12 protein-coding genes are annotated in these 12,131 nt (G+C 71.1%); 11 read left to right on the top strand and 1 reads right to left on the bottom strand.

The window, feature by feature from the left end; all coding sequences use genetic code 11:
* Positions 1 to 36: 36 nt before the first annotated feature.
* The 11 genes from ACFQVD_RS16780 (at position 37) to ACFQVD_RS16730 (ending at position 10,348) form a co-directional block, all read left to right on the top strand.
* Complete coding sequence (locus ACFQVD_RS16780) at positions 37 to 1,122, top strand: histidinol-phosphate transaminase (protein WP_343968640.1); 1,086 nt, start codon at positions 37 to 39, stop codon at positions 1,120 to 1,122.
* 330 nt (positions 1,123 to 1,452) lie between these two features.
* On the top strand, positions 1,453 to 2,760 hold the full coding sequence (gene iscB / locus ACFQVD_RS16775; RefSeq protein ID WP_343968642.1) for an RNA-guided endonuclease IscB: 1,308 nt from the start codon (positions 1,453 to 1,455) through the stop codon (positions 2,758 to 2,760).
* Positions 2,761 to 2,847: 87 nt separating this feature from the next.
* The gene (gene hisB, locus ACFQVD_RS16770; RefSeq protein WP_364149545.1) at positions 2,848 to 3,453 is read left to right on the top strand and encodes an imidazoleglycerol-phosphate dehydratase HisB; all 606 of its coding nucleotides are present in this window, start codon (positions 2,848 to 2,850) and stop codon (positions 3,451 to 3,453) included.
* 28 nt (positions 3,454 to 3,481) lie between these two features.
* Complete coding sequence (locus ACFQVD_RS16765) at positions 3,482 to 3,637, top strand: hypothetical protein (protein ID WP_343968644.1); 156 nt, start codon at positions 3,482 to 3,484, stop codon at positions 3,635 to 3,637.
* Positions 3,631 to 4,266, top strand: a complete 636-nt coding sequence (gene hisH / locus ACFQVD_RS16760) for an imidazole glycerol phosphate synthase subunit HisH (protein WP_343968646.1) — start codon at positions 3,631 to 3,633, stop codon at positions 4,264 to 4,266. The genes ACFQVD_RS16765 and hisH overlap by 7 nt, the downstream gene beginning before the upstream one ends.
* A gap of 18 nt (positions 4,267 to 4,284) precedes the next feature.
* On the top strand, positions 4,285 to 4,626 hold the full coding sequence (locus tag ACFQVD_RS16755; RefSeq protein WP_343968648.1) for a hypothetical protein: 342 nt from the start codon (positions 4,285 to 4,287) through the stop codon (positions 4,624 to 4,626).
* Positions 4,627 to 4,630: 4 nt separating this feature from the next.
* Positions 4,631 to 5,353 (top strand): bifunctional 1-(5-phosphoribosyl)-5-((5-phosphoribosylamino)methylideneamino)imidazole-4-carboxamide isomerase/phosphoribosylanthranilate isomerase PriA, encoded by a 723-nt coding sequence (gene priA / locus ACFQVD_RS16750; protein ID WP_343968650.1) that lies wholly within the window; start codon positions 4,631 to 4,633, stop codon positions 5,351 to 5,353.
* Positions 5,354 to 5,363: 10 nt separating this feature from the next.
* On the top strand, positions 5,364 to 6,134 hold the full coding sequence (gene hisF / locus ACFQVD_RS16745; protein ID WP_343968652.1) for an imidazole glycerol phosphate synthase subunit HisF: 771 nt from the start codon (positions 5,364 to 5,366) through the stop codon (positions 6,132 to 6,134).
* A gap of 404 nt (positions 6,135 to 6,538) precedes the next feature.
* The gene (locus tag ACFQVD_RS16740; RefSeq protein WP_343968654.1) at positions 6,539 to 8,839 is read left to right on the top strand and encodes a xanthine dehydrogenase family protein molybdopterin-binding subunit; all 2,301 of its coding nucleotides are present in this window, start codon (positions 6,539 to 6,541) and stop codon (positions 8,837 to 8,839) included.
* Between the two features lie 76 nt (positions 8,840 to 8,915).
* Positions 8,916 to 9,884, top strand: a complete 969-nt coding sequence (locus tag ACFQVD_RS16735; protein ID WP_343968656.1) for an FAD binding domain-containing protein — start codon at positions 8,916 to 8,918, stop codon at positions 9,882 to 9,884.
* Positions 9,881 to 10,348 (top strand): (2Fe-2S)-binding protein, encoded by a 468-nt coding sequence (locus tag ACFQVD_RS16730; protein WP_343968658.1) that lies wholly within the window; start codon positions 9,881 to 9,883, stop codon positions 10,346 to 10,348. The genes ACFQVD_RS16735 and ACFQVD_RS16730 overlap by 4 nt, the downstream gene beginning before the upstream one ends.
* 289 nt (positions 10,349 to 10,637) lie before the next feature.
* Here the strand turns inward: ACFQVD_RS16730 and ACFQVD_RS16725 are convergent, their stop codons facing one another.
* A complete protein-coding gene (locus ACFQVD_RS16725; RefSeq protein WP_343968660.1) occupies positions 10,638 to 12,044 on the bottom strand; it encodes a glutamine synthetase family protein in 1,407 nt (468 codons plus the stop codon).
* Positions 12,045 to 12,131: the final 87 nt, after the last annotated feature.

The following is a 12,131-nucleotide window of genomic DNA, read 5'->3' as shown; positions in this document are numbered from 1 at the left end:
GCCCTTCCCTTTCCGGTTCGAGGTGGAGATCCCGTCGTGAAGCTCGAAGACCTGCCGATCCGAGACGATCTCCGGGGGCGCACGCCGTACGGTGCCCCCCAGATCGACGTCCCGGTGAGGCTCAACACCAACGAGAACCCCTACGGGCCCTCGGCCTCGCTGGTCGCCGAGCTGGCGGAGGCCGTACGGGGCGTCACCGCCGACCTCAACCGCTACCCCGACCGCGACGCGCTCGACCTGCGTCGGGAGCTGGCGGGCTATCTCGGTCACGGCCTCGCCGTGGAGCAGGTCTGGGCCGCCAACGGCTCCAACGAGGTGCTCCAGCAGATCCTGCAGGCCTTCGGCGGCCACGGCCGCGCCGCGATGGGCTTCGAGCCGTCCTACTCGATGCACCCGATCATCACCACCGGCGCCTCGACCGAGTGGATCTCCGGGGCGCGTGAGGACGACTTCGGGATCGACCCGGGCAAGGCGGTCGCCGCGATCGAGGAGCACCGGCCCGACGTCGTCTTCCTGACCTCGCCCAACAACCCGACCGGTACCGCCCTGGACCCGGAGGTGATCGCCCGGATCGTCGAGGCGGCGCCGGGCATGGTGGTGGTGGACGAGGCCTACTTCGAGTTCGCCCGTACCGGCACCCCGTCGGCGCTGACCCTGCTGCCGGACAACCCCCGGCTGATCGTCACGCGGACGATGTCCAAGGCGTTCGCCATGGCCGGCACCCGGCTCGGTTACCTGGCCGCCCATCCGGCGGTGGTCGAGGCGTTGCTGCTGGTCCGCCTGCCCTACCACCTGTCCACGCTCACCCAGACGGCGGCGCGCGTCGCGCTCGCCCACCGCGCCGAACTGCTCGGCGCCGTCGACGAGCTGCGGGCCGAGCGCGACGCCGTGGTGGACTGGTTGCGCGCCCGGGGGCTGAAGGTCGCCGACTCGGACGCCAACTTCGTGCTGTTCGGGCTGTTCCCGGACCGGCGCGCGGTGTGGCAGGGCCTGCTGGAGCGCGGGGTGCTGATCCGCGAGGTGGGACCGCCCGGCTGGCTGAGAGTGTCCATCGGAACGACAGAGGAGATGGCGGCGTTCCGCGCCGCCCTGGAGGAGATCCTGTCAACGACCCCCTCCTGAGGGAGGGGGCTTGAGGTGCAGCGATGCGCTTGACAAGCCCCGCGTTGACCAGCCCTGGCCATCAGCTCAAGGAGGTGCGTTTTGATGGCTACGTTGAACACGAGATCGCAGACCCACCGGCGGGTGCTTCCTCAGCCTGCCGCTCTGGAATCCGTGGGAGCAGACACGCCCGAGGGTGGGCACGAAACGGCTCACGGACACCGCCTCGCGGCGGTACCTGGTGTTCGACCTGGGCGAGGGGAGATCGAGCGGACCGGCACCCGGTCCGCTCGGCGTCACCCCGAGGGCGCTTCGGCGTCCGAGGGAGTGAACCGTGAGGTTCATCCGGCCGTGTTCGTCCTGGACGCCCACGGTCACCCGCTCGACCCCTGCCACCCCGCCCGGGCCCGTCGCCTGCTGGCGGCAGGGCGAGCCGTGGTGGCCCGTCACACCCCGTTCGTCATCCGTCTCAAAGACCGGTCGGCCGCCGACTCCACCGTGGCAGGCGTGCAGGTCGGTATCGACCCCGGCTCCAAGCACACCGGTCTGGCCGTGTTCACCGGCCATGAGGGGAGCCGGGCCGGACGGTATGTGATCCAGCTTGACCATCGGGGCGCGCTGATCCGTGACAGGCTCACCTCGCGGGCCGCGTACCGGCGAGGTAGGCGGTGGCGGAACCTGCGTTACCGCTCCCCCCGGTTCCTCAACCGCACCACACCGAAAGGATGGCTCGCGCCGTCGCTGCGACACCGCGTCGATACCACCGTGTCGTGGGTGGCGCGGCTGACCCGGTGGGCGCCCGTGGCCGCCGTCCACGTAGAGAAGGTCTCCTTCGACACCCATGCCCTGTCGGCCGGGAGGCCGCTCGAAGGAGCGGAATACCAGCAGGGCACCCTCGCCGGGTATGAGGTCCGCGAATACCTGCTCGCCAAGTGGGGGCGCACCTGCGTCTACTGCGGCGCCAGCGACGTACCGCTCAACCTCGACCACATCCATCCCCGCAGCCGGGGCGGCTCCGACCGCGTCAGCAACCTCACCCTGGCCTGCATCCCGTGTAACCAGACCAAGAGCGCCGCCCCCGTGCAGGAGTTCCTCAAGGACAAGCCCGCCCTGCTGACGAAGATCCTCAAGCAGGCGAAGGCTCCGCTGCGGGACGCCGCCGCCGTCAACGCCACCCGATGGGTGCTGTGGCGGGCACTGGAGGCGACCGGCCTGTCCGTTCACACCGCCTCGGGCGGTCGTACGAAGTGGAACCGCTCGCGCACCGGCGCGCCGAAGTCGCACACGTTGGACGCGTTGCACGTCGGCGAACTGGAGACCGTGACCGCCTGGCCGTCCACGGTCCTGGTGGTCACGGCGACCGGGCGCGGCGCCTACGCCCGCACCACCCCCGACCGATACGGGTTCCCCCGCCTTCTCCGGTCACGGATCAAACTGCGCCACGGCTTCCAGACCGGCGACCTGGTCCGGGCGAACGTTCCGGCGGGTAAGAAGGCCGGGGTCCACACCGGGCGAGTCCTGGTCCGCTCCTCCGGCTCGTTCGACATCACCACCCGGCACGGTCGCGTCACCGGGATCAACCACCGGCACGTCCGCCACCTTCAGCGCGCGGACGGCTACGGCTACACGACTCAGAAAGAAGCTGATCGAAATGACTGACCGGTCAGGGCACGCTCGGGCCTGGGCGGCACTCCCGCTCCCAATGCCTCCCCGGCCTGAAGGCCGGGGCATCCTCGGGAGGTTCTGGTGAGTATCACCGCACCGCGTCGCGGTCGCGTCGAGCGCGTCACCAAGGAGACCTCGGTGCTGGTCGAGGTCGACCTCGACGGCACCGGGAACGTCGAGGTGTCCACCGGTGTCGGGTTCTTCGACCACATGCTGAACCAGCTCGGCAAGCACGGGCTGTTCGACCTGCTCGTGAAGACCGAGGGTGACCTGCACATCGACGCCCACCACACGATCGAGGACACCTCGCTCGCGCTGGGCGCCGCGTTCCGTGAGGCTCTGGGCGACAAGTCGGGCCTGCGGAGGTTCGGCAACGCCTCCTGCCCGCTGGACGAGTCGCTGGCGGAGGTCACGGTCGACCTGTCGGGGCGGCCGTACCTGGTGCACAGCGAGCCCGAGGGCATGGCTCCGATGATCGGTCCGGAGTACGACACGACGATGACCAGGCACATCCTGGAGTCGTTCGTCGCCCAGGCCGCGATCTGCCTGCACGTGCGCGTCCCCTACGGCCGCAACGCCCACCACATCGTGGAGGCGCAGTTCAAGGCCCTGGCCAGGGCGCTGCGGGCGGCGTCCGAGCGTGACCCGCGCGCCACCGGGGTGCCGAGCACGAAGGGTGTGCTGTGATTCTTCCCGACGGGAGGGGGAGGCGACCGTGAGTGACAACTGGTCGGCCATGGTGATGGCCTTCGTCGCGCTTTTCCTGGTGGGTGGGATCGTCTCATTCCTCAAACAGGGTCTGAAGAAGGGCGCGGTGCTGCTCGCCGCTCTCGCGGCCCTGGCGACCACGGCGGCGGTGCTCTGGTGGTGAAGAAGGTAACCGTTCTCGACTACGGCTCGGGCAACCTCCGTTCGGCGGAGCGAGCGCTGGCCCGGGTCGGCGCGGAGGTCACGGTGACCGCCGACTACGAGGCGGCGATGGAGGCCGACGGGCTCCTGGTTCCCGGCGTGGGGGCGTTCGCCGCGTGCATGGCCGGGCTGCGCGCGGTGCGGGGTGAGCGGATCATCGCGCGGCGGCTGGCGGCCGGGCGGCCGGTGCTGGGCATCTGCGTCGGCATGCAGATCCTCTTCGAGACGGGCGTCGAGCACGGTGTCACGACCGAGGGATGCGGGGAGTGGCCGGGCACGGTGGAGTCCCTGGAGGCGCCGGTCCTGCCGCACATGGGCTGGAACACCGTCAAGGCACCCGCCGGGACCGTGCTGTTCGCCGGGCTTGAGGCGGACACCCGCTTCTACTTCGTGCACTCGTACGGCGTGCGATCCTGGGAGCTCCAGCCGGGGCCGGGGTTCGCCGACCCGTTGGTCACCTGGGCCGAGCACGGGGTGCCGTTCGTCGCGGCGGTGGAGAACGGCCCGCTGATGGCCACCCAGTTCCATCCGGAGAAGTCGGGCGACGCCGGAGCCCAGTTGCTCACCAACTGGCTCGGGACCGTCGGGTGAGTTCTTGATGGGCCTTCGATGAGTAAGGAACGGGCCAGGCGCAGGGCCGAGCGGGAGGCCGAGCAGGCGCGCTTGGCCGCGCTGCGCGCCGAGCGGGAGGCGCGGCTGGCGCGGCGGCGTGAGCGCATCGGCAAGGTGACCGCGTTGCTGCCGGGCAGGCCCGTCCGGATCGTCTCCCAGGGGGGCATCATGGCCCGCCGCCGCCGGGCGCAGAACGGCGTCGCGGCGGTGCTGTTCCTGATCGTGCAGGTGATCGTCTGGCTGCTGTGGTCCTCCTGGGCGGCGCGGTTCGGCGTGCTCGTGCTTTCCTTGCTGTTCGTTCCGCTTTTTCTCACCCTTGTCTTCGACCGGAGGTCTTGAACAGATGTCGCTTGAGCTGCTCCCCGCCGTGGACGTCGCCGACGGTCAGGCGGTCCGCCTGGTCCAGGGCGCGGCCGGCACCGAGACGTCGTACGGCGACCCCCTGTCCGCGGCGCTCGCCTGGCAGGAGGCCGGAGCCGAGTGGATCCACCTGGTCGACCTCGACGCGGCCTTCGGCCGGGGCAGCAACCGCGAGTTGCTCGCCACGGTGGTCGGTGCGCTGGATGTGAAGGTGGAGCTGTCCGGGGGCATCCGTGACGACGTCTCCCTGGAGCTCGCGCTGGCCACCGGCTGCCGCCGGGTGAACATCGGTACCGCGGCGCTGGAGAACCCCGCCTGGTGCTCCAAGATCATCTCTGAGTATGGTGACCGGGTCGCGATCGGCCTCGACGTCCGGGGGACCACCCTGGCCGCCCGGGGCTGGACCCAGGAGGGCGGTGACCTGTGGGAGGTGCTGGCCCGGCTGGAGAAGGACGGCTGCTCCCGCTACGTCGTCACCGACGTCACGAAGGACGGCACGCTGCGCGGTCCCAACCTGGACCTGCTCCGCGAGGTCTGCTCCCGCACTGACAAGCCGGTGGTCGCCAGTGGCGGGGTCTCGTCCCTGGAGGACCTGCGCGCGCTGGCCTCGCTGGTCCCGATCGGCGTCGAGGGGGCCATCGTGGGCAAGGCGCTGTACGCGCAGGCCTTCACCCTCGAAGACGCCCTCGCCGCCGTCCGTTCGTGAGGAGTCGTCGATGAGTGTCGCGGTACGAGTGATTCCCTGCCTGGACGTGGACGCCGGGCGGGTGGTCAAGGGTGTCAACTTCGAGAACCTGCGCGATGCCGGGGACCCGGTCGAGCTGGCCCGCCGCTATGACGCGGAGGGGGCCGACGAGCTGACGTTCCTTGACATCACGGCCTCCAGCTCCGACCGGTCGACGATGTACGACGTGGTCAGCCGGACGGCCGAGCAGGTGTTCATCCCGCTGACCGTGGGTGGGGGGGTGCGCTCGGTCGAGGACGTCGACAGGCTGCTGCGGGCGGGCGCGGACAAGGTGGGGCTGAACACCGCGGCGATCGCCAGGCCCGAGCTGCTGACCGAGGCGGCGCAGCGGTACGGGGCGCAGTGCATCGTGCTCTCGGTGGACGCCCGCCGGGTCGTCGACGGGCCGCCGACGCCGTCCGGCTTCGAGGTGACCACGCACGGTGGCCGCCGGGGGACCGGGATCGACGCGGTGGAGTGGGCCCGGCGGGGCGCCGAACTGGGGGCGGGGGAGATCCTGCTCAACTCGATGGACGGTGACGGGACCCGGGACGGCTACGACCTGGAGATGATCCGGGCGGTACGGGCGGTGGTGTCGGTTCCGGTGATCGCCAGCGGTGGTGCGGGTTCGGTCGCCGATTTCCCTCCGGCGGTGGAGGCGGGGGCGGACGCCGTGCTGGCGGCGTCGGTGTTCCACTTCGGGCAGCTCAAGATCGGTGATGTGAAGGACGCTTTGCGGGGGGCGGGGCATCCGGTTCGCTGATGTCGTGCGGCGAGCGGCCGGGGCTGTTTCGGCTCGCCGGTCGGCGTGGTTCGCGTTGCGGCGGGCCGGTGTTCCGGGCGGGGCCGTCGTGGCGGGGGTCTGGTTCTTCAGGCCTCCGGTCTGCCCGGGGGTGCGCTTTCTTGTGCGCGGCCCGGGCTGCTTTCCTCGGCTTCTCTGAAGCTTGAGACGGTCGCGCCTTCTTCATCCATTTTATCGATTTGCGAGGCCTGGGAGTTATTTCTGGTTTGAAGTGAGTGGTTACTTTGGTGCAGGCATAGTGGATTTTTGGTGATATTTATGCTGCAACCCTGATTCCACTAGGCCTTGGTTCAAGGTAATATATAAGTTTTGTGGCGTTATGTGAGTTAGAATTGCTGGGCTGAATCCGGGGGGCGGAGGACGTCGTGGCACATGGCTGGGCTAGGCGGGAAGACGCGCGGCTGCTCACCGGTCATGGCCGCTACGTCGCCGACATCGCGGTGCCGGGGTGCCTGGACGCGGCGTTCGTACGAAGTTCTGTGGCACACGGCCGGTTGTGCGGGGTGGACTGTGCTCCGGCTCGTCGGATTCCCGGGGTGCGAGGGGCCTGGGCGGCGGCCGATCTTCCGGGGTTGCCGCCGGTTCCCCTGACGGCTCTCGCGGGGATGTCCTCGGCGGAGGTGGTGGCGGGGCGGGTTTGGCCGTCGCTGGCTGTCGACCGGGTGCGGTACGCGGGTGAGGCGGTCGCGGTGGTGGTCGGGGAGGACCGTTACCGGGCCGAGGACGGGGTGGCCGAGATCGTCGTGCGGACGGACCCGCTTCCGCCCGCGGTGTCGGTGGCCGAGGCCCTGGACGGCTCTGTTCCGTTGTTCGAGGGCCTGGACAACGTGGTGCTGGAACGGTCGGTCGGTGTGCCGATCGACGAGGCCGTCTGGGGACGGGCGGCGGTCGTGGTGCAGGCGCGTTACCGCCAGCAGTTGCTGCTGCCGTCGCCGATGGAGTGCCGGGCGTTCCTCGCGGTCCCCGAGAAGGACCGGCTGACCGTGTGGTGCTCCCACCAGGCGCCGTACCGGCTCCGGCGGGAGCTGGCCGGAGCGCTGGACCTGCCCGTCGAGCGGATCAGGGTGGTGACGCCCGACAGCGGCGGTGCGTTCGGGTCGAAGAGCGCCACCTTTCCCGAGTACCTCACGGTCGCCTTTCTGGCGTTGACGCTGGGGGCGCCGATCCGGTGGATCGAGGACCGCGCCGAGTCGCTGCTGGCCGCCACCCGGGGCCGGGGGCAGGACCAGCGGGTCCGGCTGGCCGCCGACGCCGAGGGGCTGCTGCTCGCGTACGAGCTGAGGATCGACGCCGACGTGGGGGCCTATCCGCACATCGGGGCGGGGCTGCCGATGCAGACCGCCCGGATGGCCACCGGCGCCTATGCCACGCCCCTGGTGCACGCCACGGTTCGTTCGGTGCTGACCACCACCATGCCGACCTACCCCTACCGCGGCGCCGGGCGGCCGGAGGCGGCGTTCGCGCTGGAGAGGTCGATGGACGTGCTGGCCGATCGGCTGGGCATGGACCCGGCGGAACTACGGCGACGCAACTTCATCCCACCCGAGCGTTTCCCGTACGAGACGCCCACCGGCAGGCGCTACGACAGCGGGAACTACGCCGGGGCGCTGGATCTGGCGCTGAAGACCCTCGACTACGACGGGTGGCGGGCCGAGCGGGTTCGGCGCCGGGCCTCTGTGACCGCCCTGCCCCTGGGCATCGGGCTCTCCTGCTACGTCGAACGATCCGGGGGTGAGGAGGGCGGCCTGCACGAGTTCGGCGGTGTCGAGGCGTGCCCGGACGGCACGGTGATCGCCAGGTGCGGTACCGCCTCCAGCGGGCAGAGCCACCAGACGACCTTCTCCGCGCTGGTGGCCGCCACCCTCGGCCTGGACTCCTCGCGGGTCCGGTTCGCGGAAGGAGACACCGACGAACTGGCCGACGGGGTCGGCTCGTACGCCAGCCGCTCGGCACAGGTGGGCGGCCCGGCCCTGCACCGCGCGGCCACCGCGCTGATCGGCCTGGCGCGGGAACGGGCCGCGCGGCTGTGGCGACTGCCGGTCGGGGAGGTGGCCTGGTCCGGCGGCACGCTGAGTTCCCGCGCGGACGACGCGGTCGCGCTGGACCTCGGCGAGCTGGTGCGGGTCACCGGGTCGTTGCGGGTGGACGAGCGGTTCGAGTCGGGTATGGCGTTTCCGTTCGGCACCCACGCCGCCGTCGTCGAGGTCGACCCGGGGCTGGGCACCGTACGGGTGCTCCGGCTGGTGGCGGTGGACGACTGCGGGGTGATGCTCAATCCGGCGGCGGTCGAGGGGCAGGCCAGGGGGTCGATCGCGCAGGGGATCGGGCAGGCGCTGTACGAGGGGGTGCCCTACGACGAGGCCGGGGTGCCGCTGCTGCCCTACGGCCTGCTGGACTACCTGCTGCCGACGTTCGCCGAGATGCCGCCGCTGGAGGTGCGGGAGACCAGCACTCCGACGCCGTGGACGCCGCTGGGAGCCAAGGGGGCCGGAGAGTCGGGGTGCATCGGCACTCCCGCGGCCATCGTCAACGCGGTCGCCGACGCGTTGGGGGTCACCGATCCCGACCTGCTGCGGATGCCGCTCACCCCGGACGTGGTGTGGCGAGCGGCCCGCGCCGCGGCGGTCGGCTCCGAGGCGGGGTCGACGGCGGGGGAGGGGCCGTGAGGCCCGTTGTCCTCGGCCATGCCGTGCCGGCTACCGGCGCGGCTCCGATGGTGGGGCCGACGGTGGGGGAGGGGCTGTGAAGCCCGCCGCTTTCGACTACATCGTGCCGGGGACCGTGGGCGAGGCGGTGGGCGCGCTCGCCGAGGCCGGGGAGCGGGCGCGGATACTCGCCGGCGGGCAGAGCCTGATCCTGGAGATGCGCTGCCGGCGCTGTCTCCCGGAGTTGGTGGTGGACATCAACCGGGTCCAGGGCCTCGATCGGCTGCGGGTGGAGGACGGCGGGCTGCAGGTCGGGGCCCTGGTCCGGCACCGTGCCTTCGAGTCGCCCCGGGTGGCGCCCGGTCCGCTCGGCAGGCTGCTCTCGCGTACCGTCGTCAACATCGCGCACCCGCCGATCCGCGCTCTGGGCACCATGGCGGGCAGTCTGGCCTGGGCACACCCCGCCGCCGAATGGGGCGCCGTCGCCGTCGGCCTGGACGCCGACATCGAGTTGCGCGGGCGCGCGGGAACGCGGACGGTCGCGGCTCATGACTACTTCCACGGTCCTCACCGGACCGAGTGCCGGCCGCAGGAGATGATCACGTCTGTCCGGCTGCCGCTGCTCGACGACACCGTCGGGGTCGCGTTCGTCGAGCACCGGCGGACGCGCGCCGGCTTCGCCCAGGTCGCGGTCGCGGTGGCCCTGACCGTGCTCGACGGAGTGATCACCCAGGCGTTCATCGGACTCGCCAACGCCGCGGACCGGCCGGTACGAGCGCAGGTCGCCGAGCTGTCGTTGATCGGTGCCGAGATCGGCGCGTCCCTCTGCGGCCCGGCCCTCTTCGGTTCGGCTCACTTCTACCCGGATTCGCTTGACGGCCATCCGTTCGGTCATGCCGCCCGGATAGCCGCCGAGGGTGACGCCGACCCCTGCGCCCGGCCCTACGCCGACGTCGAATACCAGCGGCAGGTCGTCGCCGTCCTCGTCGGCCGCGCCCTGTGTCAGGCGGCCTCGGATCGGCAGGCGCACGCCGGACATGACGGATCCGCTGGGGAGTGGCGATGAACATCACGCTCACGGTGAACGGCCGGGTGCACCGCCTGGATGTGGAGCCCCGGCGCGCGCTCGGTGACGTGTTGCGTGAGGACTGCGGGCTGACCGGCACGCACCTCGGCTGCGAACAGGGAGTCTGTGGTTCGTGCACGGTCGTGGTCGACGGCCGTGCGGTCCGTTCCTGCCTGCTGCTGGCCGTGCAGTGCGACGGGTGTTCGGTGCGTACCGTGGAGGGGTTGGCGGGTCGCGACGGTGAGCCGCATCCGCTCCAGCGGGCGTTCTCCGCCGAGCACGCGCTGCAGTGCGGTTTCTGCACGCCGGGGTTCCTCATGCTCGCCGTCGCCGCGCTGGAGTCCGACCCCGCGATCGTCGACGACCCGGAGCGGCTGCGGGAGCTGCTCACCTCCAACCTGTGCCGGTGCACCGGGTACGAGCCCATCCGCCGGGCGATCATGCGTGCCGCGGGGCGGCCGTAGTCTCAGGCGAGGTTTCCAGGGGCGATGGTCAGGGGGACGGGGCTCGGGTACTGAACCCTCGCGAGGACCGGTTGCCGTCGGAGCCGGTGCTGGTGACGATTGACACGCGGGGTTATCCGGCCGCCCGGTAGCGGGAGGCGGTCTCGTCTGACGGTGCCCGTGCCGCGGTGTCTCACCTGCCGTCGGCGTCGGCGGCTCCCTTAGCCGGTGCCGGCCGTTTGTCACCCGCCATGCCGGCAGCCTGTCCGGCCCCGCCGTCGAGGTCACTCGGTGTCGCCCACTGGAATGGTCAGAAGACCCGGAAGTGGTGGAACAGTTCGTAGGCGGCGTCGTGGGCGGCGAAGGAGCGGACCTCCGAGCGTTTGACGGCGAGGTAGGCGGAGGCGCGCAGCGGGCCGAGAGCGCGCATGAGGACGTCGTCGGCCTCCAGGGCGTCCAGGGCCTCCTCCAGACAGGCCGGAAGGCGGGGGACCTGGCCGGCGGGGAGGGTGGCGGGGTCGACGTTGACGGGGGCACCGGGGTCGAGTTGGCGGCGGATGCCGTCCAGACCGGCGTGGATGACGGCGCCGAGCGACAGGTAGGGGTTGGCCGAGGAGTCGGAGGGTTTCAGCTCCAGGTTGGTGGACGCCGCGGCGTCCTGACCGGTGGGGGAGCAGATGCGCACCGCGGCCTCCCGGTTGTCCATTCCGTAGCAGGCGTACGCGCTCGACCACGCCCTCGGGGTGAGACGCCGGAAGCTGTTCACCGAGCCGCAGGTCAGCGCGGTGAGCGCGGGCAGGTGGGCGATCAGGCCGCCGATGAAGTGGTAGGCCGTGACCGACAGGCCGTACCGGTCGGCGGGGTCGGCGAAGACGTTGGTGCGCAGGGCGGGGTCCCAGAGGGACAGGTGCAGGTGGGTGCCGTTGCCCGCCTGGTCGGCGAGGGGTTTGGGGGCGAGGGAGGCCCACATCGACATGCGGGTGGCGACGCCCCTGACGGTCTCGCGGTAGATCAGGTGGTTGTCGGCGGCGTGCAGGGCGGAGGTGTGGCGGATCGACAGCTCCTGCTGGCCGTGGCCCAGTTCCGGGTGGTAGTGCTCGATCCGCAGGCCCTGGCTCTCCAGGGCGTGGATCAAAGTCGTCGCGTAGTCGTGGGCCTGGTTGAAGCCGGTCGTCGAGTAGCAGAGGCTGTCGTCGGCGGGGATCAGGCGGTCCAGGCCGCCGCCGGGGTCGGGCTCGCGGCGGCCGAGGGTGAACTCGGGTTCGAAGGCGGCGACGAGGACACGGTCCTCGTCGGCCAGGGCGGCCACGGCCTCGCGCAGGAAGGTGCGCGGGCAGGCGGGCCAGGGGGAGCCGTCGACCTGGCGCAGGTCCGACAGCATGGCGGCCGAGCCGGGGGCGTAGGGCAGCTGGACGAAGGTGGTCGGGTCCGGGACGAGGCGGACCTCGCCGACCGGGCCGAGACCCGTGACGTCCTGGAGTTCGTCGAGCATGTTCATCGCCATCATCGCGACGGTGTGCCCGATGCCGGTACGGAGCCGTTCGGCCAGCATGGCGCGGGAGGTGGCCTTGCCTCTGATCACGCCGCCGTGGTCGGCGTACAGGAAGCGGATCAGTCTGATGCCGTCGGTGTCGACGCGTTCGATGATGCGTTCGACGACGCGCCGTGTCGGGGCATCGAGCGTGTCGGCTCCGCCGGTGTCGCGATGATCTCCCACGCTTTCTGCCTAACACGTCCCCGGGAAGAGTGGAAGCACCCCGGTGTTTCCACTGGATCGGTTCGTGGGGTTCCAGCATGTTTTGTG

The organism is Streptosporangium amethystogenes subsp. fukuiense (assembly GCF_042665875.1).
GTDB lineage: Bacteria > Actinomycetota > Actinomycetes > Streptosporangiales > Streptosporangiaceae > Streptosporangium > Streptosporangium fukuiense.
Note: the sequence above shows the minus strand (reverse complement) of the source record. Positions and strands in the feature narration are given on the sequence as shown.